A 23,984-nucleotide genomic window follows, 5' to 3' on the forward strand; every position below is an offset into this window, starting at 1 on the left:
TTACGTGAGGTGGGGCGGAAGCGAACAGTCCAGGACTGTTAACAACTTCTGGACCGGATGGTGGATTTCGCATCATCCGGTCGTGACGGACGTCGTCGTTGACAAGACGTACGTACGGATTGCAGAGCGAACCGCCAGCGTGACACGATCCAAGGCGTGCCCAGAGTAAGTCAGGACCAGCTGGAGGCGCGACGCCACGAGATCCTCGCGGCGGCGCGCGACTGCTTCGCGCGGTTCGGCTACGAGGGTGCCACGGTTCGTCGCCTCGAGGATGCCACCGGACTGTCCCGGGGCGCGATTTTCCACCATTTTCGCGACAAGGAATCGCTGTTCCTCGCCGTCGCCGAGGACGACGCCGCCGCCATGGTCGAGACCGTCGCCCGCAACGGCCTGGTCCAGGTGATGCGCGACCTGCTCGAGCGGGCCGGCAGCAGCGACGGCGACACGGCCGGCTGGCTCGGCACCCAGCTCGAGGTGTCCCGCCGGCTGCGCACCGACCCGGCGTTCGCCAAGCGCTGGGCCGAGCGCTCGGCGGCCATCGCCGACGCCACCCGCCACCGCCTCCAGCGCCAGCGCGAGGCCGGCGTGCTGCGCGACGACGTCCCGGTCGAGGTGCTCACCCAGTTCCTCGAGCTGGCGTACGACGGGCTCGTCCTGCACCTGGCCACGGGCCGTCCGCCCGGCGAGCTGAGCCGCGTCCTCGACGTGGTCGAAGAAGCCGTACGGCGAAGATAGAAAGACGGCGTTGCGAGCCTCTGCACAATGAGGCCATGCAGGACACCTGGGGGATTCCTGGCCCGACCTTCATCGTCGGGTTCTTCATCGCGCTGATCGCCATCGCGGCCGCGGCCGCGATCCACCGTCGGATCCTCTTCCGGGGCGACAAGAACGCCCGGGTCGACGACCTCGGTCCGCAGCAGATCGCCTACCTCAACGGCGGCGACCGGCTGGCCCTCTACGCCTCGCTCGGCGGCCTCCGCGCAGCCGGCGCCCTCGGCACCACCGGGCGCGCCCTCGTACAGACCGGACCCATTCCGTCCGGCGTCACCCCACTCGACTCCGCCGTCCACCACGCCGCGAGCCGGCAGATCCGCACCCGCGAGCTCACCGACGATCAGTGGGTGCGGTCCGCCCTCGACGACCTGCGCGCCGGCCTCGAGCGGCGCGGCCTCGCCGTTTCCCGCGAGACGATCAAGCGGGCCCGGCTCTGGGGCTTCGCGGGCGGCGCGCTGCTGCTGATCTGCGTCCTCCGGCTCGTCGCGGGCGCCCAGAACGGCAAGCCGATCGGCTTCCTCTTCCCGGCCCTCTTCTTCACCGCGATCTTCACGTTCGCGGCGTCCCGCACCAAGCGGATCGCCACCACCACGGCCGTCACGCGGCTGCGGGAACTGCGCACCGAGCACGGCTATCTCGCTCCGGCCCAGTCGCCGGCCTACGCGACCTACGGCGCGGCGGGTGCCGCGATGGGGGTGGCGCTGTTCGGGGCGGCCTCGCTCTACGCCATGGACCCCGCCTTCGCGGCCGAGGCCGAGATCCAGCGGGCCATCGCGGGCGGCCTGTCCACCGGCTCCACCGGCGCGGCCGGCGGCAGCTGCGGAAGCAGCAGCTCGTGCGGGGGCAGCAGCTCCTGCGGCGGGGGCGGCTGCGGCGGGGGCGGTGGTTGCGGTGGCTGAGACCGCGTACGGGGTGGGCATCGGCTGGCGTCCGGAGATCGCCGGGTTCGTCGCCGGCCTGCCCGGCCTGCGCTTCGCCGAGGTCGTCGCCGAGTCCGTGCACGCACACGGCGACCTGCCCGAGGGCCTGCCCGCGCTGCTCGACCGCGGCGTCACCGTCGTCCCGCACGGGGTGCGGCTGTCGCTGGGCGGAGCCGACCCGGTCGAGCCGCAGCGGGTCGGCCACCTGGCCGCGGTCGCCGAGCGGCTCGGCGCGCCGCTGGTCAGCGAGCACATCGCGTTCGTGCGGGCGGCCGGCATCGAGGCCGGCCACCTGCTGCCGATCCCGCGCAGCCGGGAGGCGGTCGACGCGGTGGTGGCGAACGTGGCCCGCACGACCGCCGAGCTGCCGGTGCCGCTGGCCCTCGAGCCGATCGCGGCGCTGTTCGACTGGCCGGACGACGAGATGTCCGAGGCCGATTTCCTCACCGAGATCCTCGACCGTACGGGCGCGCTGCTCCTGCTCGACATCGCCAACGTCTACGCGAACGCCCGCAACCGCGGCGAGGACCCGCTCGAGCTGCTCGACAAGCTGCCGCTCGACCGGGTCGCCTACGTCCACGTGGCCGGCGGCGCCGAGCACCAGGGCCTCTACCACGACACGCACACCGACGCGGTGCCGCCGGCGGTACTCGACCTGGTCGCCGAGCTGTGCGCGCGACACCGTCCGCCGGCCCTGATGCTGGAGCGCGACGGCGACTATCCCCCGGCCGCGGAGCTGCGGTCCGAGCTGGACGCGATCGCCGCCGCGGCCGGATGTCCGGCGGTCACCGGATGAGTCTCGCCGCTCGGCAGGCCGAGCTCGTCGAAGCGCTGACCTCGGGCAAACCCGTACCACCTGGCTTTGATCCTGATCGGGTGAACGCGGCGCGAGTCGCGTTGCTGCGCAAGCGGGCCGGTGAGGTCGCGCGGCAGTGGCCGATGCTGGCATCGGCCCTCGGTGACGGCTGGAAGCGAGAGTTCACGGCCTGGGCACGGACTCGCCCGACCCAGGGATCGCTGCGGGACGGCTGGGATTTCGCCCGCGACCTCCGGGCCGATCTTCCGGCCGCGGCCGGGGAGGAGCTGGCCGAGCGGGAGGCGCGGTGGATCTATGACGGCGCCTCCGCACCCAGACCGCGTCGTGGTCCGGCCGTGCGGTCCGCTTCCGGCACCGTCGTGGTGCACATCGCAGGCCGCGTACGCGTGATGCGCCGCTCCCGCTGAAAGCGGACCGCACGAGGCCTCATCGTCAGCCCGGGACCTTGTCGAGGAAGCCGAGCACCTGGCGGATGCGGCCGTCGGCGTCCAGCTCGGCCACGTCGAAGCCCACGACCAGCGGCTCGGCGGCCGGGTCGGCGCCGAGGTGCCAGGTGAAGCGGGCCTGGTCGTGGTGCGCGTCGACCGGGTGATCGCCGAGGCTGAACGCCAGGCCCGGGAACTGCCCCTGGGCCGCGGCGATCAGCCCGTCCAGCTCCTCCCGCCCGCTCACCGAGGCCAGCGGGTCGATGTATCGGACGTCGTCGGCGAACAGGTCGTCGATCGCCGCCCGCCGCTTCGCCGGGTCGGTCTCGTTCCAGACGTCCAGGTACCGCTTCACCACGCTGTCGAAGTCGCTCATTGTCGTTTCCTTCCCTCGTGTCTTGTCCTCGCGTCGTTTGACAGGGAAGAGCCTCGCCCCGGCCCGGGAGTGCCGTCGATTACCCCGGAGGTAATGGCGGCGACTCCCGCCCGGTCCCTACGCTGCGGGCATGAGCGACGTGGGAACGCTGCTGCGGACGTGGCGGACCGATCGGCGGATGAGCCAGCTCGAGCTGTCGTCGCGGGCCGGGGTGTCGGCGCGGCACCTGTCGTTCGTGGAGACCGGCCGGGCCCGGCCGACCCGCGAGATGATCCTGCGGATCGCGTCGCGCCTGGAGGTGCCGCTGCGCGGGCAGAACGAGCTGCTCCTGGCCGGCGGGTACGCGCCCGCCTGGGCCGAGACCGGGCTGGGCGACGCGCCACTGGCCGACGTGCTGTCGTCGCTGCGGGATGTGCTCGACGGCCACGACCCCTACCCGGCGGTGCTGGTCGACCGGCACTGGACCATGATCGACTCGAACGCGGCGGTCGTGAGGTTCCTCGACGGGTGCGCGGACTGGCTGCTCGAGCCGCCGGTGAACGTGCTGCGGCTCTCGCTGCACCCCGACGGGATGGCGCCGCGGATCCGGAATCTCGCCGAGTGGCGGACGCATGTGCTGCACCGGCTCGACCAACAGGCCGCGCACACGGCCGACCCCGAGCTGCGCGCCCTGCACGAGGAGCTGGCCGCGTACCCGGGCGGGCGGGTCTCCGGAACGCCGAGCGGGCTGGTCGTGCCGCTGCGCTTCGGCGATCTCGCGTTCTTCAGCATCACCGCGGTGCTGGGCACGCCCCTCGACGTCACGCTGGCCGAGCTGGCCATCGAGTCGTTCCTGCCCGCCGACGCCGCGACCGCCTCCGCTCTGCGCCACCGCTGAGTGGCAGGATCGACGCTATGGATCTCGGACTCGACGGACGCGTCTACATCATCACCGGGGGCTCGCGCGGTCTGGGCTTCGCCACCGCGCGGGCGCTCGTCGCGGACGGGGCGCGGGTGGTGCTCTCCTCCCGCGACGCCGGCCACGTGGCCGCGGCGGCCGAGTCGCTCGGGCCGCAGGCCGCCGGGGTGGCCGCCGACCTCACCGACCAGGAGACGCCCGGCCTGCTGATCCGCGAGGCGACGAGCCGTTTCGGCCGGATCGACGGCGCGCTCGTGTCGGTGGGCGGGCCCACGCCGGGCACCGCCGCCACGATGACCGACGAGCAGTGGCGATCGGCCTTCGAGACCGTGTTCCTCGGATCGGTGCGCATGATGCGAACCGTCGCCGGCACGCTGTCCGAGGGCGGCTCGATCGGCGTGGTGCTGTCGACGACGGCGAAGGAGCCGGCCCCCGGGCTGGGCCTGTCCAACGGGCTGCGGCCCGGCCTCGCGATGGCGGTCAAGGACATGGCCGACGAGTACGGCCCGCGCGGGATCCGGATCGTCGGGCTGCTGCCCGGCCGGGTGATGACCGACCGCAACCGGGAGCTGTTCGGCGCCACCGGCGACCCGGCGGCGGCCGCGGCCCGAGCCGCCGAGTCGATCCCGCTGCGCCGCCTCGGCGAGCCGGAGGAGTTCGGGAAGGTGGCCGCGTTCCTGCTCTCCCCCGCCGCGAACTACCTGACCGGCCTGATGGTCCCGGTCGACGGCGGGTCGATGCGTGGCCTCTGAGCTGCCGGATCTTCGACGCCCGACCGCGGACGAGGTCGCCGCCGCCGCGGGCCGGACCATCCCCGACCTGCTCGGGCCCGGCCTGCGGGTGCTGTTCTCGGGCATCAACCCGAGCCTCTACTCGGCGGCCACCGGCCACCACTTCGCCCGGCCGGGAAACCGCTTCTGGCCGGCGCTGCACCGCTCCGGCTTCACTCCCCGGCTGCTGCACCCGTCGGAGCAGTTCGGACTGCCCGCGATGGGTCTCGGCATCACCAACGTGGTCGCCCGGGCGACGGCGCGTGCCGACGAGCTCTCCCCCGCCGAGCTGATCGAGGGCGGCGAGATCCTGGCCGCTCTCACCGCCCGCTGGCAACCCCGATACCTGGCCGTCCTCGGCGTGACCGCCTACCGCACGGCCTTCGCCCGGCGCACGGCGAAGATCGGGCCGCAGCCGGAGACGGTCGGCGGCGTCCCGGTCTGGGTGCTGCCCAACCCGAGCGGCCTCAACGCGCACTTCCAGCTCGACGGGCTCGCGGCGGAGTTCGCCCGCCTGCGGGAAGCCACTAGCGTGACCAGTCATGACGACCAGGATCAGCGAGTTGATGGCGGCCGCCGCTGAGCGGACCGTCCCCGTGGTGCGTGGCATCGGCGACGAGCAGCTCTCCGACCCGACGCCGTGCGCCGAGTTCCAGGTCCGCGACCTGATGAACCACCTGTACGACGTCGTGGTGCGCTTCCAGGCGATCGCCGCCAAGCAGTCGCCCGACCGCTCCGCCAACCCGGACCACCTGCACGGCGACTGGCGGGCGCAGTTCGCCGACGAGACCCGCAAACTGGTCGAGGCGTGGTCCGACCCGGCCGCCGTCGAGGGCGACAACCCGGGCCGGGGCATGCCGCAGGCGATGGTCGCCAACCTCGCGCTGGTCGATCTCACCGTGCACGGCTGGGACCTGGCCCGGGCCACCGGCCAGGCCTACACCCCGGACCCCGAGGTCGTCGCGGCCGTCGGCCCGTTCACCGAGAAGATGGCGCCGATGGGCCGCGAGCGAGGCGCCTTCGCCGAGATGACGGAGTTCCCGCCGGACGCCGACGAGTTCGCCCGCCTGCTCGCCTACACCGGCCGCAAGGCCGGCTAGAGGCCCCGCCGCCGCAGGCCCGGCCCACCGCAAGGCCGGCTAGAGGCCCCGCCGCCGCAGGCCCGGCCCACCGCAGGGCCGGCAAGTGGCCCCGCCGCCGGCGGCGCGGCCCGCGGCAGGGCCGACGCCGGCGCGGCCCGCCCATCGGCGATGGACGGGCCGGGCACTCACGGTTCGATCGAGACGGCCGGGACCGTCACGACCTCGACGTCTCCCTGCTCGTAGGGCGGCGCCTCGCCGGACGCCACCGCGAACTGGGTGCGGTAGAGCTCCGCGTACAGCCCGCCGGCCGCGACCAACTCCTCGTGCCGGCCGCGCTCGACGATGCGGCCCTCGTCGAGGACGAGGATCTGGTCGGCGTCGCGCACGGTGGAGAGCCGGTGGGCGATGACCAGCGCCGTGCGCCCGGCCAGCGCCGCCGACAGCGCCCGCTGCACGGCCGCCTCGGACTCGCTGTCGAGGTGGGCGGTGGCCTCGTCGAGAATGACGATCGACGGGTGCTTGAGCAGCAACCGGGCGATCGCGATCCGCTGTTTCTCGCCGCCGGAGAAGCGGTAGCCCCGCTCGCCCACCACCGTGTCGAGCTTGTCGGGCAGGCCGCGGACGAGGTCACCCACCTGAGCACCCTCGAGCGCCGCCCACATCTCCTCCTCGGTCGCGTCGGGCTTCGCGTACCGCAGGTTTTCCGCGATGGTCTCGTGGAACAGATGCGAATCCTGGGTGACCACGCCGATGGTGTCGCGCAGCGACCCGAGCGTCGCGTCGCGCACGTCGACGCCGCCGACCAGCACCGCGCCGCCGGTGACGTCGTAGACCCGGGAGACCAGCATCGAGGTGGTCGACTTGCCGGCGCCGGACGGGCCGACCAGGGCGACCATCTGACCGGGCTCGACGACGAAGTCGACGCCCTTGAGGACCGGCGCCGTCTCGGTGCGGTCGAGAGTGGCGACGTCCTCCAGAGTGGCGAGCGACACCTCGCTGGCGGCCGGGTACCGGAACTCGACGTCACGGAACTCGACGCGGCCCGCGCCGGCCGGGACGTCGACGGCGTCGGGTTTCTCCTCGATGCCCGGTTTCAGGTCGAGCACCTCGAAGACCCGGTCGAACGAGACCAGCGCGCTCATCACGTCGACCCGCACGTTGCTGAGCGCGGTGAGCGGTCCGTACAGGCGGGTGAGCAGCAGCGCGAGCGTCACGACCGTGCCGGCGGTGACGCTGCCGGTGACCGCGAGCCAGCCGCCCAGGCCGTAGGTGAGCGCCTGGGCCAGCGACGCGACCAGCAGCATCGCCACGAAGAACGTGCGGGAGAACATCGCCTGCTGGACGCCGATGTCGCGGACCCGCTCGGCCCGCGAGGAGAAGTGCTGCGCCTCGGAGTCGGGCCGGCCGAACAGCTTGACCAGCAGCGCGCCCGAGACGTTGAACCGCTCGGTCATCGTCGCGTTCATCTTCGCGTCGAGGTTGTACGACTCGCGGGTGATCTCGGCGAGCCGCCGGCCGACCCGGCGGGCCGGGATGATGAAGATCGGCAGCAGTACGAGGGACAGCGCGGTGATCTGCCAGGACAGGCTGAACATCACCGCGGCGGTGAGCACGAGCTGGATGACGTTGCTGACCACGCCGGAGAGCGTCGAGGTGAACGCCCGCTGGGCGCCCATCACGTCGTTGTTGAGGCGGCTGACCAGGGCGCCGGTCTGGGTACGCGTGAAGAACTGCAGCGGCATGCGCTGGACGTGGTCGTACACCCGGGTGCGCAGGTCGAGGATGATGCCCTCGCCGATGCGGGCCGAGTACCACCGCTGGGCGAGCGACAGGAACGCGTCGACCACGGCGAGGATCGCGATGGCCAGGGCGAGGCGGATGACCAGGGCGGCCGCGCCGGAACCGCCGCCGGTGATCGCGTTGACCACGTGACCGGCCAGCAGCGGCGTGGCCACGCCGATGCAGGCGTCGAGGACCACGGTGATGAGGAAGACCACGATGTCGCGGCGATAGGGACGGGCGAAATGGAGGATCCGGCGGGTGGTGCCGCGCGTCAGGCGGTGCTTGGTGACGCTGTCGGAATTCTGAATCGAGCGCAGCATGGTCCAGCTGGACATGCTCGTGGACGGGCCCATCGGTTCACCTCCCGGGCTGTCGTTGGTGCGGGCAGGTGACAGTCTGCCCGGCGGGTACGACAACCCGGGACGCGCTCGATTTACTCCCCGGTACCGAGGAGATCGCGAATGCGACGGGTCTGCGCCTCACGCTCGACGCGATCCTGGTCGGCATAAGATCGCTGACCGATCCCGGCGAACAATCCCTTGATCTCCGGAACGGCGCCGTCGGGGGCGGCCAGAATGGCCGCGGCGAGATCATTTACCGAGTCGGCGAGATCGGAAACGGGTACCACCGCGGTGGCCAGACCGATCCGCTCGGCCTCCTCCGCGGGGATGCGGCGGCCGGTGACGCAGATCTCCAGCGCGCGGGACGGCCCGACCAACTCGGCGAGCCGCTTGGTACCGCCCAGATCGGGCACGAGGCCGAGTGTCACCTCCGCCATCGAGAACCGTGCGTCGTCCGCCAGAACGCGCATGTCGCAGTTCAGCGCGAGCTGGAATCCGGCGCCGATGGCATGTCCCTGTACCGCCGCGATCGTCACGATCGACGGGTTACGCAACCAGGTGAACGCCGACTGGAAGCCCGCAATCCGATCGGCGCACTCCTGTGGTGACAAGTGCGCGAGTCGCGTCAGAGAAGAATCGCCGTCGCCACGCGCCACCGACAGATCCAGGCCTGCGGAAAACGCGCGTCCCTCGCCACGGACAATGACGACTCGCACGTCACCCGGTAATTTCCGTGAAATGTTCGCGAGCTCGGCCCACAACGCCGGAGTCTGCGCATTGAGGACCTCGGGCCGGCACAACGTCACCGTTGCGACCGGCCCGTCCAGGTCGAAGCGAACACCTGCCTCGTCGGCAGGAACGGCACCGGGCTCGGCGTTGTCCGCTGTCACGCCTTCTTGCGCCGGCGAGCGCCGCCGCGCTGGCGGAGCTGCACGCCCGACTCGGTGAGCACCCGGTGCACGAATCCGTAGGAACGTCCGGTCGAAGCCGCGAGCGCGCGAATGCTCTCGCCACCGGTGTAACGCTTGACCAGATCCTTCGCTAGTGACTGGCGCTCGCTGCCGACGATTCGGCGACCCTTCTCTGTGCTGGTGGCTGTGCCCGTGGCTGCCATGTTGAATCCTCACGTCCCAGACTGTGCGGTTCGATACGGTCCCACCTATTAGACCGCCTCCAACGATCATGCGCTAGGTATCCTGGCTTAGCCAACGTGCCCATTTAGCACTGTCAGGAACTTGACCCTGACCACCGGCATCAATGTCAGACAGTTAACTGACGTTAGGCAGAGTACGATTCCGACCACTCGGTAGGTAGCCGGGCCACAAGTCCCAAGACCATCGATCACCTGCGGAAACACTCGATCGAGGGCGCCCGGCGGCCAGACATGACGCACCGTCGATGTAACGAACACGCACCGCCGTCACGCCGAGTGTGCCAACTTTGGGTCGCCCGGGCCGTTGCCCGGCCTGACCGCAAACGCCCGAACGTCGCACTGTCTGTGTGGGCACCAGTTGACAACTCGCGAAGGTCAGGCCAGTTCGACGAGCTCCAGAAGATCGTCGCTCCACGCGTCCTCGTCGCCGTCCGGCAGCAGGATCGCCCGGTCGGGCTTGAGCGCCTGCACCGCGCCGGCATCGTGTGTGACCAGCACAATCGCGCCCGGGTAGTTGGCGATCGCGTCGAGAACCTGCTCGCGGCTGACCGGATCGAGGTTGTTCGTGGGCTCGTCGAGCAGCAGGACATTTGCCCCGGAACAGACGAGCGTGGCCAGGGCGAGCCGGGTCTTCTCGCCGCCGGAGAGCACGCCGGCCGGCTTGTCCACGTCGTCGCCGGAGAACAGGAAAGCACCGAGAATCTTGCGCAGGTCGGTGTCGGTCTGGTCGGGGGCGGCGCTGCGCATGTGCTCGAGGATCGTGCGGTCGACGTCGAGCGTCTCGTGCTCCTGGGCGTAGTAGCCCAGCCGCAGGCCGTGGCCGGGCCGCACCTCACCGGTGTCGGAGTCGAGCAGGCCGCCGAGGATTCGCAGCAGCGTGGTCTTGCCGGCGCCGTTGAGGCCGAGGATGGCCACCCGGGAGCCGCGGTCCACCGCCACGTCGACATCGGCGAAGATCTCCAGTGACCCGTACGACTTCGACAGGCCCACGGCCGTGAGCGGCGTCTTGCCGCACGCGGCCGGCTGCGGGAAACGCACCTTGGCCACCTTGTCGGAGACGCGGGTCTCCTCCAGGCCGCCGAGCAGTTTCTCGGCGCGGCGGGCCATGTTCTGCGCGGCGACGGTCTTGGTGGCCTTGGCGCGCATCTTGTCGGCCTGGGCCATCAGGGCGCCGGCCTTCTTCTCGGCGTTGGCCCGCTCGCGCCGGCGCCGGCGCTCGTCGGTCTCGCGCTGCTCGAGGTACTTCTTCCAGCCGACGTTGTAGATGTCGACGACCGAGCGGTTGGCGTCCAGGTACCACACCTTGTTGACCGCGGCGTCGAGCAGTTCCACGTCGTGGCTGATCACCACGAGGCCGCCCTTGTGCTGCGCCATGTACCCGCGCAGCCACGAGATCGAGTCCTGGTCGAGGTGGTTGGTGGGCTCGTCGAGAAGCAGGATGCCCTTGCCGTTCTGCCCCGAGTCGGCGAACAGGATGCGGGCGAGCTCGATGCGCCGGCGCTGGCCACCGGAGAGCGTGCCGATGGTCTGCGCGAGCGCGCGATCGGGCAGGCCGAGGTTGGCACAGATGCGGGCGGCCTCGGCCTCGGCGGCGTACCCGCCCAAGGCCGAGAACTGGTCCTCGAGGTGGCCGTAGCGGCGGACGAGTTTGTCGTCGGCGCTCTCCTCGAGCTCGATCTCGAGTTTCTGCATCTCGGCCAGGATCGCGTCGAGTCCGCGGGCCGACAGCACCCGGTCGCGACCGGTGACGTTCAGATCTCCCGTACGCGGATCCTGCGGGAGGTAGCCGACCTCGCTCGTGCGGTCGATGGCGCCCGCGTACGGGATGCCCTCGCCGGCCAGCACCTTGAGGGTGGTGGTCTTGCCGGCGCCGTTGCGGCCGACCAGGCCGATCCGGTCGCCGGGCTGAACGCGCAGCGTGGTCGGGGACAGCAGGATCCGGGCGCCGGCACGCAGTTCAAGTCCGGTGGCGGTGATCATTTCGAAACTCGCTCTCGAGAGGAAGGCTGACTCCGGGCACACGAAAGCGCCGGCCAGGCTAGTGGTCGGCGCGGGGCCAAATTGCCCCTAAAGACTCAGTCAGCCTTCGCAGAGCAGCACTCCGCCATACTACCGGGCATGCGGTAGCACCTCCCACCCGATTACCGATCAAGATCAACGGGTATCGGAGCGGCAACCCCGCGTCAGTGAGGATGAGATGGAACTCAACGAGAACGCTGATATCGACACCAGCCAGGTCGAGGACCAGCGCGGCTCCGGCGGCGGGGGCGGCGGCTTCGGCGGCCTGCCCATCCCGATCGGCGGCGGCGGCATCGTCGGCCTCATCATCACCGTCGTCCTGCTCGTGGCCGGCGGCTATTTCGGCGTCAACCAGCTCGGCGGCGGAAACAGCAACAGCGGGAACAACACCAACATCAACAAGGAGTGCGCCGACAAGAACACCCGGCGCGACAGCCTCGACTGCCGCAACGTTCTCTACATCAACTCCATCCAGGCCTTCTGGAAGGACGCGGAGCCCAAGTACTTCGGCCGGCAGTACCAGCCGGCCAAGACCGTGCTCTTCTCCAACCGGGTGAACACCGGCTGCGGCGCCGCCGACTCGGGCACCGGCCCGTTCTACTGCCCCGCCGACGACCGGGTGTACATCGATCTCACCTTCTACAACCTGCTGGCCAAGCAGCTCGGGGCGCCCGGCGAGTTCGCCCAGCCGTACGTGCTGGCCCACGAGTACGGCCACCACATACAGGACCTGATCGGCACCGAGGCCAAGATGCGGCAGGCGCAGCAGAGCGCGTCGTCGTCGGCCGAGCAGAACCTGCTGTCGGTCAAGCTCGAGCTGCAGGCCGACTGCTACGCCGGCGTCTGGGCCAACCACGCGACCGAGACGAAGACGTCGAGCGGTCAGCCGATCTTCAAGAGCATCACCGACCAGGACATCCAGGAGGGTCTCGACACCGCCAAGCAGATCGGTGACGACACGCTTCAGCAGCGCTCGGGTCAGCAAGTCAACCCGGCTGAGTTCACCCACGGCACGTCGGCCGACCGGCAGAAGTGGTTCAAGCGCGGCTTCGACTCGGGCGACCCGGTCAAGGCCTGCGACACCTTCGCCTCAGGCGCCGTCAAGCAGGGCGACTAGGCTCTCGCACCAGCACGGACACGGCTCGGGCCCCGGCGATCGCGGACATCAGCACCGCGTGCCGGGGCTCGGGCACGTCCAGGAACCGTTCGGCACGCAAGGCGGCCACCGGCGCCAGCGCGGGTGCGGCGAGGATCGCGTCGACCGCCGTCCGGTCGCCCCCGGTGACGAGCGCGGTCAGATCGCGTACGCGCGGAAGAAGAATGCGACCCACGATGCCGGCGCCGTCCGCGGTCGCCGCTTTTGCCTGGTTGTCCCGCCGGCGCGCGAACCGCTGCTGGGACCAGCCACCGGCGGCCGTGCGCCCCTGCACATAGTGGGTGTCCACCTTGGACGCGACCAGTTCCGGACCCTCGGCTATGCCTACCGCCACGGCGCCCTTGCGCGCCAGCAGCAGACCCAGCCGCCGCGGCGTCCGCGCCTCCCGGATCAAATCGGTCATCGTCGCGGCCTCGGGCGCTCCCGGGGGCGTCCGCCACTCCGCCGAGGCGCCGTCCTCCGCAATCAAGATCAAGCCCTTTTCCGTGTACGCCCCGTGCCGGGTCACGAAGTTCTCGAGCCAGCGCGGCACCCGGTCGGGTCCGACGTCCACCCATTTCCCGCCGCCCGCGGCCGCCCGCTCAACCATTCTTGTCACACTACGGTGGCACACTGAGTCTGCCAGAATTGGCAGGCGTGACAGACCTGGCGGGCACCTTGCTCAGTCGGCTCGACGCCGGCTTCTCGGCGCGACGCGACCCCGAGCGCGCGGTCGCGATGGCGGCCTACATGCGCGACCAATTCGAGTACTTCGGCCTGCCCGCGCCGACCGTCCGGGCGGTCGAGCGCGCGGCATTTGCCGATCTCCCCGGGCCTACAGCTGACGATCTGGCGGCTGTCGCCCTCTCCTGCTGGGAGCGCGACGAGCGCGAGTTCCAGTACGCCGCCTGCGACTACCTCCGAAAACACGTCGCGGCCGCCGACGCGCGGTTCCTCCCGGTCGCTCGCACCCTGATCACCACGAAATCCTGGTGGGACACGGTCGATCCGCTGGCCACCCGCTTCGTGGGCGACCTGGTGAGCGCTCATCCCGAGTTGGTCGAGGTGATGGACGCCTGGTCCACCGACGACAACATGTGGCTGATCCGCACGGCGATCCTGTTCCAGCTGCACTACGGCGCCGCCACCGACACCGACCGCCTGTTCCGCTATTGCACGGTCCAGGCGGGGCATCGGGATTTCTTCGTGCGCAAGGCCATCGGCTGGGCCTTGCGTCACTACGCCCGCACCGACCCGTCGGAGGTGCGGGCGTTCGTGACGGAGACTCCCTCCTTGTCGCCGCTCTCGCGCAAGGAGGCGATGAAGCACCTGTAGTCCTTGGCGCCCCGCCGCCGCGCCGCTCCGACCCGCGGGTCGGGGCGCCCCGACCTGCGGGCGCCCCGGCCGCTCAGAGCAAGCGGACGGCGAGGATGGCGATCACCGCGGCGGAGACGAGGGCGGTGATCATGCGGCCGCGTTCGCCGGTCAGGAGGCGGCCGATGACCGAGCCGCTGCCGGCGATGAGCAGTTGCCAGCTCGCGGAGGCCAGAAAAGCGCCGATCACGAACCAGGCGCCGCCGCCCTCGCCGGAGCGGCCGAGCACCAGCGCGGCGAAGTAGATGACGGTGGCCGGGTTGAGCAGGGTCAGGGCGAGGATGCCGGAGTAGGCGCGCAACGGCGTCGCCGGTCTCTCCTCGCGAGCGGCGCCCGGCTTGCGGAAGGCGCTGCGCGCGGTGAGCACGGCCAGGCCGAGCAGCACGACGGCGGCGGCCCAGCGCAACGGGGTCGCGATCGGAGCGATCAGGCCCGCGACGGCCGCGCCGCCCACGACGGCGATCAGCGCGTAGATGCCGTCGGCGGTCGCCGCGCCCATTCCGGCGGCCGCCCCGACGCGCAGCGACGTACGGGCACTGAGGCCGGCGATCAGGACGCCGATGGCGCCCACGGGCATGGCGACGCCGTAGCCGGCGACGACGCCGGCCAGGAACGGCGCGCTCACGACAGCTGCTGACGAACCGACCCTTCGGCGACGGCCGTCTGCTGTCGGGCGGCCCGATCGGCCGCGGCGACACAGACGGGATGAGGCTTCAGCAGCATGGTCATGCGCAACAGGATGAGGTCGGACGGTCGGGAAGCGCCAGCGAATTTACGGGTTGCCGATCAGCCAGTTGGTGATGCGCTGGTCGACGTAGGCGAGCACGGTCTCGATGTCGCCGACCATGTCGGGCATGCGGGCCAGGGCCACCAGCGAGGCGTGCAGTTGTTCGGAGCCGGAGGCCAGCCAGCTGTACTCGTCGAAGAGGGCGTTGAGCTCGGCCAGCCAGCGCTGGTTGGTGGTGCGGAGGCTGTCCAGCCGGACGCGGAACGCCTCCAGCTCGGCGCGGGTGTCGTCGGCGCTGGCGGCTCGGGTCTGGCCGAGTTTCTCGAGCACGTCGGGGACGCGGCGGCGGCGTTCCAGCAGGGCCACGGCGCGTGCGGCGGCGACGATCGCACTCCGTCGGTCGGTCAGCGACCCCCAGCCGTCGGTGACCACGCGCAGGACGCTGTCGGCCAGCCAGGCGGCGTCGGGGTCGTCCCGCTCGGCGCGGTCGAGCACCGCCGTGGCCGTGCGCAGCCAGACGTCGGGCGAGGCCGCGCGCAGTCCGCCGAGCACCTCCACCGCGGCCTCGGTGGGCGCGTCGTGGTGGCCGGCAAGCGTCATGAGCAGCTGATCGGCGTACGCGATCTGCACCTCGGGGTCCCACCCGGGGAAGTCGGCCGCGATGCGCACGCAGCGCCGGTAGGCCTCGGCGGGGTCGGCGCCCGACTGCGGCAGCAGCCACACCTCCAGCAGCGCCTGCGCGGCGGACGGGCAGTTCTCCTGCCACCAGGAGGCGAACATCGTGGTGGTCGGCGCGAGCCGCGAGTCGAACAGCGGCTCGAGGGTGTGCCAGGCCAGCTCGTTGTTCATGCAGGCCTGGAAGAGCAACCGCCGGCGCCGGGCCTCGAGCTCGAGCCGGTCGACGAACGTCTGACTGCCGCGCGACGCCTCGGGCTGCCGGAACAGCCAGTGCGGGTCGATCTTCGGAGTCCGGAACGTGCCGTCGTCGAGGGTCAGCCGCACGTCCCGGCCGGCCGGGCCGACGCATCGCTCCACGGCGAAGGCCTCGACCAGCGTGCTCGCACCAGTGTTGTCGAGCTGCCCGTGCCACAGCGACGCATAGTCATGCCATTGCCGGTACGGATCGTAGTGGGCCGGCTCGGCCAGCTCACCGAAGCGCAACCCGCCGGAGGTGACGACCGCGAGGAGGGTGAGGTTGGCCGTGTACGCGGCGAAGCGGGCCGCCACGTTCAGCGCGGGGGCCGGGCGGTAGGCCGACGCCGGCCACACCCCGCTGCGCTCGCACTGCCGGAACAGCCGCACCACGACGTCGGTCCAGCGCTCCCGCTCGGCCGGGGCGAGCCGGCCGGCCATCTCGGCGAGGAACTGCACGATCGGCGCGCGCACCGTGAGCGGCACCGCGGAGAGGAGGTCGGCGAGCAGGTCGTTGCCGGTCAGCGGCCGCACGGCGACGGTCACCGAGTCGCGCGCGACCGCCTCGGCCAGCAGTTGCCAGGTGAGCCGGGCGACCAGGTACTCCCCGAACGTGGAGTGCAGAAACTCGTACGTGCGCCGGGTGGAACCGCCCCGGACGGCCTGAGCCCGATGCACGAAGAAGAACCGGCCGAAGATCAACTCGGACTCGGTGAGCGCGCCGGCGCTCACCGAGGGTGGGCGCACCGGCGCCGAATCGCCCAGGGTGACCCGCAGATCCGCGCCGACCGCCTCCTCCGTGACCCACTGTGCCGAGCGGTTCAACATCGCGAACGCGACCACGGCCAGCCGGCTCAGCTCCTGCTCGACGAGCACCTCGAGCCCGCGCGCCGAGACGTTGGCGTACGCCTTGCCGACCTCGCGCCGGGCGAACCCGACCAGCAGCTGCTCGTAGAGCTCGCCCGTGGTCAGCGGACCGGCCGGGCCGTTCCGCAGCGCGTGGCCGTCCCCGTCGTAGAGGGCCAGCATCAGCAGCAGCAACGGCTGCCCGGCCAGGTCACGGTGGGCGAGCACGTCGTCGGCGGCCAGGTGGGTGGCGTTCACCTCGTTCCACGTGTCGACCCAGCCCCGGATCCGCGGCTCGTCGAAGGGCTGCAGCCGCAGCAGCATGGTCCCGGGCGGCAGGGTCGCGCGGTCGGCGACGCTGGTACGGCTCGTCACGATCACCGCGGCGGCCCGGCCCTGCTCCCGTTCCCGCTGCTGGAACTCGGCCGCCCGCTGCAGGAAGTCCTCCTGGCTGACGCCGGTGGCCTGCAGCAACTCGTCGAAGCCGTCGAAAATGATCACCGGAACCGCGTCGATCGAGCGGGCCAGCGCCGGCCAGGTCGTCTCCTCGGTGGTGGCGGCGAGCACGGCCTGCTCGATCTGCTGCTGCAACCGCTGGGAGGTGTCGACGTCGCGCAGCGGCACCCGGATCGGCAGGAAGCGGGTGCTGGAGAGGCGAGCCGCGAGGATCCGGGTGAGCACCGACTTACCGGCGCCGGGCTGGCCGAGCACGAGCATCGGCGCGCGAAGGGCGCGCGGGGTGCCGAGGTACCCGGCCAGGAAGCGGTCGATGTCGTGGCGAACCCCGACGTCCTGCCAGAACGCCTCGTCGGCCGGCGAGACGCCCTCGGGCCGCTCGGCGACCTGAAATGCGGGCGGGACGTAGCCACTGTCCAGAGTGGGCACGCCGAGGCCCTCGGGAAGGTCGATCGACTCGACGATCCGGTGCTCGAGCATGGCGGCGTGCGCGCGCTGCAGGGCCTTGGCCACACCCTCGGCCGTGTTCTCCGCCGCGACCTCGCGCAGCAGCCGCTCCAGCTCGCGCAGGGACGGTTCGAGCGAGTCGAGGCGGCCCTCGATCGCGTTCCGGTGCCGGTGGTCGATCCACAACGCCATGTCGGGACAGTCCGCCATGAGGCTGAGCAGCATCTCCTCGTACCGCTGACGGGCGCGGCGCCCGCCGGCGCGGATGTCCCGGAGCAGGATGGTCCGCTCGCCCTCGCTGAGGTCGTCGAACGGGGCGAGTCCGGTGAGGAAGCGGCCGAGGTCGGCGGTGAGCCCGTCGTAGAAATCCTCGAGAGCGGCCAGGAACTTCTCGTTCGGGATGTGCGGCTCGGGCATGGGTACGCCGGCCCGCAGCGCCGCCGAGGTGAGGTCGCGCGCGCCGTCCGCACCCTGGCCGGCGAGGCGGAGCTGGTCGGCGCGGCTGAGCCGGGCCCAGGACAGGTCGACCTCGGCGATGGCGTCGAAGTATGCCGCGATCACGATGACCGTGTGCGCGGCGGCGACCCGGTCGGTGCGGTCGCGCCGCCCCGAGCCGCTCATCGCGCGGGTCGCGGTGTTCACCAGCTCTCCGGAGACCCGAGCCAACTCCGTACGCAGGTCAAGCAGCGCAAGCAGCTGCGGAGCGGCCACCGCGGCACCCGCCAGAAGCCCACCGGTCATCGCGTTGACCCGCCGGAAGACGGCGGACTCCGGCCCGCCGCCGAGGATGCGCACCGCGTCCGCGTAACTGATCGTCCTAGCCACGCCACCGATTGTCGCATCCGTCATTCATCGTGGCCGATGCACGGCATGTACGGAACGATCATCCTATAAGTGGCAGTATCCGGTTTATGGGTGAGGAGTTGCTGTACCGCGGAGAGCGGACGCAGGTCTCCCGCCAGACCGCACCCGACGGCGACGGCCCGGTCATCTGCAAGCGTGCCCTCGGCCCGGGCGCGACCCGCCGGGTCGAGCACGAGCGGTCCACCCTGCGGAAACTCGCGGGCATCCGGGGCGTGCCCGCGCTCGCCGGCCGGCAGCCGCGGCAGGTGCTCGTGCTGCGCGACGCCGGCGGCCGATCGTCGGCCCAGGTCAGGCTGCCGGTCGCCCGTCTGATCGAGGTCGCGCGGTCCCTGGCGGAGACGGTCGCGGGCATCCACCGGGCCGGTCTCCTGCACCGCGACATCACCCCGGACAACCTGATCGTCCCGGCCGCCGGGACGCCCGTGCTCATCGACTACGACCTGGCGCTGCCGGCCCGGACCGGGTCGGCGCCGCCGGGCGAGCCGGTCGGAACGCTCGGCTACCTGCCACCCGAGCAGACCGGGAGGCTGCGGCTTCCGATCGATCGCCGATCCGACCTGTACGGGGTCGGCGCCACCCTGTACGCCCTGGCCACCGGGCATCCGCCGTTCCCCGGCGACGATCCGCTGGAGCTGATCCGCGACACGCTCGTGCGGGTGCCGGAGGCGCCCGCCGGACGGCTCCCGCCCGGCCTCTCCGCGATCATCATGCGGCTGCTGGAGAAGGACCCCGACCACCGCTATCAGAGTGCCGAGGCCCTCACGCACGACCTCGCCCGCTTCGACGCCGGACCGGAGTCCGGCTGGCGGATCGGCGAGCGCGACTTCCCGGCCGTGCTTGCCGGCCCGGTCCACCTGGTCGGCCGCGGCGCCGAGATGCGGCGGCTGGCCGGGGCGCTCGACCGGGTGCAGAGCGCCGGCGGCCCGGCCGTGCTGATCTCCGGGCCGCCCGGGGTCGGCAAGAGCGCGCTGGCCTCGGCCCTGCGCGCGGTGGTGACGGCCCGGGGTGGCTGGTTCTCCACCGGCAAGTACGACCAGTTCCGTACCGGCACCGGCAGCGGCGGCATCCGGCGGACCCTGACCCACCTGGCCGGGCAGCTGCTCGCCGAGCCCGCGCCGGAGATGGCCGCGCACCGGCAGCGGCTGATCGCCGACCTCGGCCCCAACACCGCCACCATCGCCGCGGCCATCCCGGACATGGCGACCCTGCTCGGTCCGCAGGAGGAGCCGGCCGGCGACGACCCGGGCGCCGCGCCCGGCCGGCTCAGCGCCGCGATCGTCGCGCTGCTGCGGGCCGTCGCCGCGCGCCACCCGCTCGTGCTCGTCATCGACGACCTGCAGTGGGCCAGCAGCGCCTCGCTGCGGATCCTGGACGGCGTCCTGTCCGCCGGCGCCATTCCGGGCCTGCTCATCCTCGCCACGTACCGCGACCAGGAGGTCGACGAGAGCCACCCGCTCGCGCCGCTGGCCGCTCGCTGGGAGCGGGACGGCGAGATCGGACCACCGATCCGGCTCGATGGTCTGACCACCGACGGGCTGGCCGAGCTGATCGGGACCGTGTTGCGGATGGCGCCGGCCGCGACCGCCGGGCTGGCCGAGCTCATCGGAGAGGCGAGCGAGGGCAACCCCTACGCCTCGATCGAGCTGCTCAACGCGCTACGCGCCGACGGGCTGCTCGAGCTCGCCGACGACGGCTGGCGCTGGGACGACGAGGCGGTGCGCGGGTTCGTGTCCCGCAACCGCGTGCCCGAGCTGCTGGCGGCCCGTCTCGAGCAGCTGCCCGAGCCGTCCCGCCTGGTGCTGACCGCCCTGGCCTGCCTCGGCGGCGACACCCGGCCGAGCCTGCTCGCGAGCGGCCTGCGCATGCCGGAACCCACCGTGGTCCAGCATCTGGCGCCGGCCGTCCGCGAACGGCTGATCATCATCGACCGGGCCGGGTCGCCCAGCGCGGCGGTCCACTTCCGGCACGACCTGATCCTGCGCGCGGCCCGGGACGGTTTCGACGCCGACGACCGCGACCGGCTCCAGCTCGACCTGGCCCGCCGGCTCGCCGCCGGCGAGGAGGGCCGGCAGGAGGCCGCCGAGCAGTACCTCGCCGTCGCCGACAAGATCGACTCGCCCCGGGAGCAGCGGATCGCGGCGCTGCTGCTGCACGAGGCCGGCCGCCGGTCCGCCGAGCTGACCAACTACCCGGTCGCCGAGGAACTGATGAGCTGCGCCGCCACGCTCGCCGCGGCCGGCGACGCCGACGACCCGGCCCGCAACGCCATCGCGCTCGACCGGCACGCCACGCTCTACTGCCTGGGCCGGCTCGCCGACGGCGACGACGTCTACCACGACCTCATCGGCCGTACGCCCGACCTGCTCACCCTGGCCGCCGCGACCACCGTGCAGATCAACAGCCTCGCCCAGCGCGGCGCGAACACCCCGGCCACGGAGCTCGGGCTCGGCGTGCTCCGCCGGATGGGCATCGTTCCGCCACGCGACCTGGCGCGATCCGTCTCCGCCCGCCTGGAGAACCTCTACCGGTGGGTGTCCTCCCCCACGGCCCGGCACGACCAGACCACCGATCCTCAGATCATTGCCGCCGGCCGCCTGATCAACCGGCTGCTCGCGCCGGCCTTCCAGCTCGACGCCCTGCTGCACGCCTGGCTCGTGCTGGAGGCCCACGACCTCTGGGTACGCCACGGTGTCTGCGCGCCGTTCGTCGGGACGCTCGGCGCCGGGATCGCGGTGACCATCGACCAGCGGGAGGACTACCGCACCGGATACCTGCTCACCCGGCACGTGGTCGACGTCGGCCGTGAGCGCGGATACCGGGCCGAGACGGCGGTAGCCCGGTACATGCACCTGTGCCTGGCCGCGCACTGGTTCGAGCCCATCGAGGACGTCGCCGAGGCCGCCCTGCAGGCCCGCGACGACCTGGTGTCGGCCGGCGACGTGCAGGTCGCCGGGCTGCTCTCGATCCGGCTGATCGCGATCCTGGTGGACTGCACCGAGACCCTCGAGGCGGTCAGCGACGAGCTGGGCGGGTACCTGGCGTTCAGCGAGCGCACCGGCGGCCGGTACGCGCACCTCATGATGATCAGCTACCAGCAGCTGATCCTCGCCCTGCAGGGCCGCACCGCCGCGCCCGGCTCGTTCACCACCGCCGACCTCGACGAGGAGGCGTACCGGAAGGAGGCCGCGGCGTACGGCACCGGGCTGGGCACCTATCACGCCAATCGCGCGTTCTCCGCGTTGATCTTCGACGATGCGGCGGCGCTCGACGAGCACTCGGCCGCGGCGATGGCCAACATCCGGTCGATCCGCGGCTTCCCGGTGTCGGTGGTGGCCTGGCTGACCCGGGCGCTCTGCCTCGCCCGGCAGCTCTCCACCGCGCCCGGCGTCGCCGCCGAGCTGGCCGACGCCCGCGACTGGCTCGCCCTGCGCGCGGCCGAGTGCCCGCGCAACCTCCGCCCACTGCTGCACCTGGTCGACGCCGAGCACGCCTGGGCCCGGGGTGACCTCGCCACCGCGACCCGGGAGTTCGACGCCGGGCTCGCCGAGGTCTCCGGCCGCCCCTGGCACCACGCGCTGCTCGCCGAGCGGGCCGGACTGTTCCACCTCGCCGAGGGTCTCGCGCACGGCGGCCGCCAACTGCTCGCCGAGGCGCGCGACGCGTACCGCCGGTGGGGCGCCGATGGCAAGGTGATCGCGCTGGAGGCCGCCCACCCGTTCCTGCGCGACTCGGCCGCCGCGCCCGCCGCCGACCCGTCCGATCAGCGGATCGACCTAATGGCGGTCCTGCGGGCGTCCCAGGCGCTGAGCTCGGAGACCACGGTCGCGGGCCTGCAGGCGCGGGTCGGCGACCTGCTCAGCGCCATGACCGGCGCCACCGACGTCCACCTGGTGCTGCAACATCAGGAGACCTCGAACTGGTACGCCTCGGCGATCGCCGGGCCCGGCCGCGGCGCCCACGAACCCGTGGCCGATCCGGAGGCCGGCGACGCGCCGAACGGGCTTCCGCTCTCCGCGATCCGGTACGTGCTGCGCACCGGGGAGCCGCTGCTGGTCGCCGACGCCACCGGCGACGACCGGTTCGCCCGCGACCCCTACCTCGCCGGTCTGGACACCTGCGCGCTGCTGGTGGCGCCGGTGCCCAGCCACAACGTCGCCCGCGCGGTGCTGGTGCTGGAGAACCGCCACCAGCGCGACGTCTTCTCCACCGACCGGCTCGAGACCGTACGCCTCATCGCGGGCCAGCTGGCGGTCTCGCTGGACAACGCGCTGCTGCACGACTCGCTGGAGAACGCGGTGAAGGCGCGCACCGCGGACCTGGCCGCCACCAACCGCCGCCTGGCCGACGGCGAGCGCCGCCTGCGCTCGCATTTCGAGCACGCGGCGGTGGGGCAGGTCATCCACGGCACCGACGACCACATCGAGGACGCCAACCCGGCGTTCCTCACGATGATCGGCAAGTCGCTGCGCGAGCTGGCCGGGGCCAGGCTCACCGATCTGTTCGCCACCGCCGACCGGGACGAGCATCGGCGTGAGCTGGGCGAGATCATCGCGGACCGGCGCCCGCTGATCAGCCGGGAGCTGCATCTGCGACGCGCCGACGGAAACCGGCTGGCCGCGCACGTCACCGTTTCGGCCGTACGCGACGCCGACGGTCACGTCGATCATCTGGTCAGCATCTTCCAGGACGTCAGCGCCCGCCGCGCGGCCGAGGCGGCCCGCGACGAGGCCCACCTCGAGCTGGCCGAGCGCAACCGCGACCTGGAATCCGCGAACCAGCTCAAGTCCGACCTGATCGGCATGCTCGGCCACGAGATCAACAACCCGCTGGCGATGATCCTCGGGTACGTGGACCTGGCGCTGACCGAGGACGACGTGCCCGGCCCGGTGAGCGAGCTGCTCGGCAACATCCACCGCAGCGCCAAGCGCCTCGACACGATCGTCCACGAGGTCCTCGCCCTGGTCAGCATCGACGCCGGCCGCCTGACCGCCCTGCCCCGCCCGATCCGGGTCGCCGACCACATCGAGGCGGCGCTGACCGCGACCGCCACCACGGGCGTCCGGGTGAGCTGCCAGCACGACCTGGTGGCGGCCATGCAGCCCGGCCACTTCGACCACATCCTGACCAACCTGATCAGCAACGCCGCCAAGTACGCCGGCGGCGCCACCGCCATCAAGGCCGCCCCGTCCGCCGACCACGCCTCGGTCACCGTCGAGGTCCACGACGAGGGCCCCGGCGTGCCCCGCGACTTCCGCTCCCACCTCTTCGACCGCTTCGCCCGCGCCGACCGCACCGCGGGCACCGTCAGCGGCACCGGCCTGGGCCTCTACATAGTCCGCGAACTGGCCCGAGCCAACGGCGGCGACGTCGGCTACCGCCCGGCCCCCCACCGCGGCTCCATCTTCGTCCTAACCCTCCCCCTGTCCACCTCGGACGACCCCAACCACCACCCCACCCTCCACGCCGCCGCCACTGGCTGACCGCTCCCAAGCCCCCACGACGCGCGCCCACCCCCAACCCACCCGCGCGTCTACGCAAGCAGCGCCCCACGCCCACGCAAGCAGCGCCCCACGCCCACGCACGCAGCGCCCCACCCCAACGTGCGCAGAGCAGCGCGCCCAGGTGCGCAGAGCAGCGCGCCCAGGTGCGCAGAGCAGCGCGCCCAGGTGCGCAGAGCAGCGCGCCCAGGTGCGCAGAGCAGCGCGTCTTGGTACGCAGAGCAAAGGCACCGCGACAGGTCTACGACCAGCGTCGCGCGGATGCCGAGCCCGCCGGGAACGGTGGCAAGGACGGACACGACAGCGCAGCTGGACACGGCGGGTCGGCGCGGAGGCCGGGGCACCGCGAAGAGCCCGCCACCGCGAAG

19 protein-coding genes are annotated in these 23,984 nt (G+C 72.0%); 11 read left to right on the plus strand and 8 right to left on the minus strand.

The window, feature by feature from the left end:
- Window positions 1-156: 156 nt before the first annotated feature.
- From A3CQ_RS0106675 to A3CQ_RS0106690, 4 genes are read left to right on the plus strand one after another with little or no spacing between them, the layout of a single operon-like run.
- Window positions 157-735, plus strand: coding sequence for a TetR/AcrR family transcriptional regulator (locus A3CQ_RS0106675; protein ID WP_020510148.1), 579 nt, complete (start codon window positions 157-159; stop codon window positions 733-735).
- A gap of 35 nt (window positions 736-770) precedes the next feature.
- Window positions 771-1,673, plus strand: a complete 903-nt coding sequence (locus tag A3CQ_RS0106680; RefSeq protein ID WP_020510149.1) for a TIGR04222 domain-containing membrane protein — start codon at window positions 771-773, stop codon at window positions 1,671-1,673.
- Entirely contained in the window at window positions 1,666-2,490 is an 825-nt protein-coding gene (locus A3CQ_RS0106685) for an MbnB/TglH/ChrH family RiPP precursor modification enzyme (RefSeq protein WP_020510150.1), read from the plus strand. Before A3CQ_RS0106680 ends, A3CQ_RS0106685 begins: the two co-directional genes overlap by 8 nt.
- Window positions 2,487-2,918 (plus strand): SCO6045 C-terminal-like domain-containing protein, encoded by a 432-nt coding sequence (locus tag A3CQ_RS0106690; RefSeq protein WP_370657602.1) that lies wholly within the window; start codon window positions 2,487-2,489, stop codon window positions 2,916-2,918. Before A3CQ_RS0106685 ends, A3CQ_RS0106690 begins: the two co-directional genes overlap by 4 nt.
- A 25-nt stretch (window positions 2,919-2,943) precedes the next feature.
- Here A3CQ_RS0106690 and A3CQ_RS0106695 read toward each other — a convergent pair whose 3' ends face one another.
- On the minus strand, window positions 2,944-3,312 hold the full coding sequence (locus A3CQ_RS0106695) for a nuclear transport factor 2 family protein (RefSeq protein WP_020510152.1): 369 nt from the start codon (window positions 3,310-3,312) through the stop codon (window positions 2,944-2,946).
- A 130-nt stretch (window positions 3,313-3,442) separates the two neighbouring features.
- On the opposite strand from A3CQ_RS0106695, the gene A3CQ_RS0106700 reads away from it, so the two are divergent.
- The 4 genes from A3CQ_RS0106700 to A3CQ_RS0106715 are packed head-to-tail and all read left to right on the plus strand — an operon-like array spanning window position 3,443 to window position 6,080.
- Entirely contained in the window at window positions 3,443-4,189 is a 747-nt protein-coding gene (locus A3CQ_RS0106700; protein ID WP_020510153.1) for a helix-turn-helix domain-containing protein, read from the plus strand.
- A 17-nt stretch (window positions 4,190-4,206) separates the two neighbouring features.
- On the plus strand, window positions 4,207-4,962 hold the full coding sequence (locus A3CQ_RS0106705; RefSeq protein WP_020510154.1) for an SDR family oxidoreductase: 756 nt from the start codon (window positions 4,207-4,209) through the stop codon (window positions 4,960-4,962).
- Entirely contained in the window at window positions 4,952-5,563 is a 612-nt protein-coding gene (mug, locus tag A3CQ_RS51735) for a G/U mismatch-specific DNA glycosylase (protein WP_020510155.1), read from the plus strand. Before A3CQ_RS0106705 ends, mug begins: the two co-directional genes overlap by 11 nt.
- Window positions 5,523-6,080 carry a TIGR03086 family metal-binding protein gene (locus tag A3CQ_RS0106715; RefSeq protein WP_026205401.1) on the plus strand — a complete coding sequence of 186 codons (558 nt, stop codon included), beginning with the start codon at window positions 5,523-5,525 and terminating at the stop codon, window positions 6,078-6,080. Before mug ends, A3CQ_RS0106715 begins: the two co-directional genes overlap by 41 nt.
- Window positions 6,081-6,247: 167 nt before the next feature.
- Here A3CQ_RS0106715 and A3CQ_RS0106720 read toward each other — a convergent pair whose 3' ends face one another.
- The 4 genes from A3CQ_RS0106720 to A3CQ_RS0106735 form a co-directional block, all read right to left on the minus strand.
- Window positions 6,248-8,197 carry an ABC transporter ATP-binding protein gene (locus A3CQ_RS0106720; RefSeq protein ID WP_020510157.1) on the minus strand — a complete coding sequence of 650 codons (1,950 nt, stop codon included), beginning with the start codon at window positions 8,195-8,197 and terminating at the stop codon, window positions 6,248-6,250.
- An 80-nt stretch (window positions 8,198-8,277) separates the two neighbouring features.
- Window positions 8,278-9,075 carry an enoyl-CoA hydratase/isomerase family protein gene (locus A3CQ_RS0106725; protein WP_026205402.1) on the minus strand — a complete coding sequence of 266 codons (798 nt, stop codon included), beginning with the start codon at window positions 9,073-9,075 and terminating at the stop codon, window positions 8,278-8,280.
- A complete protein-coding gene (locus A3CQ_RS0106730) occupies window positions 9,072-9,299 on the minus strand; it encodes a helix-turn-helix domain-containing protein (protein WP_020510159.1) in 228 nt (75 codons plus the stop codon). The genes A3CQ_RS0106725 and A3CQ_RS0106730 overlap by 4 nt, the downstream gene beginning before the upstream one ends.
- 414 nt (window positions 9,300-9,713) lie before the next feature.
- Window positions 9,714-11,318 (minus strand): ABC-F family ATP-binding cassette domain-containing protein, encoded by a 1,605-nt coding sequence (locus A3CQ_RS0106735; RefSeq protein ID WP_020510160.1) that lies wholly within the window; start codon window positions 11,316-11,318, stop codon window positions 9,714-9,716.
- Between the two features lie 217 nt (window positions 11,319-11,535).
- On the opposite strand from A3CQ_RS0106735, the gene ypfJ reads away from it, so the two are divergent.
- On the plus strand, window positions 11,536-12,474 hold the full coding sequence (gene ypfJ / locus A3CQ_RS0106740; protein ID WP_020510161.1) for a KPN_02809 family neutral zinc metallopeptidase: 939 nt from the start codon (window positions 11,536-11,538) through the stop codon (window positions 12,472-12,474).
- Here the strand turns inward: ypfJ and A3CQ_RS0106745 are convergent.
- Window positions 12,458-13,102 carry an acVLRF1 family peptidyl-tRNA hydrolase gene (locus A3CQ_RS0106745; protein ID WP_020510162.1) on the minus strand — a complete coding sequence of 215 codons (645 nt, stop codon included), beginning with the start codon at window positions 13,100-13,102 and terminating at the stop codon, window positions 12,458-12,460. The two genes, ypfJ and A3CQ_RS0106745, sit on opposite strands and share 17 nt — an antisense overlap.
- Before the next feature lie 47 nt (window positions 13,103-13,149).
- Here A3CQ_RS0106745 and A3CQ_RS0106750 point away from each other — a divergent pair, with 47 nt between their 5' ends.
- On the plus strand, window positions 13,150-13,827 hold the full coding sequence (locus A3CQ_RS0106750; protein ID WP_020510163.1) for a DNA alkylation repair protein: 678 nt from the start codon (window positions 13,150-13,152) through the stop codon (window positions 13,825-13,827).
- A 73-nt stretch (window positions 13,828-13,900) separates the two neighbouring features.
- On the opposite strand, the gene A3CQ_RS0106755 is transcribed toward A3CQ_RS0106750, so the two are convergent.
- Window positions 13,901-14,443, minus strand: a complete 543-nt coding sequence (locus A3CQ_RS0106755; RefSeq protein ID WP_051115176.1) for a LysE family transporter — start codon at window positions 14,441-14,443, stop codon at window positions 13,901-13,903.
- Window positions 14,444-14,638: 195 nt separating this feature from the next.
- On the minus strand, window positions 14,639-18,079 hold the full coding sequence (locus A3CQ_RS51740) for an NACHT domain-containing protein (RefSeq protein ID WP_157295367.1): 3,441 nt from the start codon (window positions 18,077-18,079) through the stop codon (window positions 14,639-14,641).
- A gap of 86 nt (window positions 18,080-18,165) precedes the next feature.
- Between A3CQ_RS51740 and A3CQ_RS0106765 the strand changes: the two genes are divergently transcribed.
- A complete protein-coding gene (locus tag A3CQ_RS0106765) occupies window positions 18,166-23,598 on the plus strand; it encodes an AAA family ATPase (RefSeq protein ID WP_020510165.1) in 5,433 nt (1,810 codons plus the stop codon).
- Window positions 23,599-23,984 lie beyond the last annotated feature (386 nt).

Origin of the sequence: Paractinoplanes globisporus DSM 43857, from assembly GCF_000379645.1 — a bacterium.
GTDB classification, from domain to species: domain Bacteria; phylum Actinomycetota; class Actinomycetes; order Mycobacteriales; family Micromonosporaceae; genus Actinoplanes; species Actinoplanes globisporus.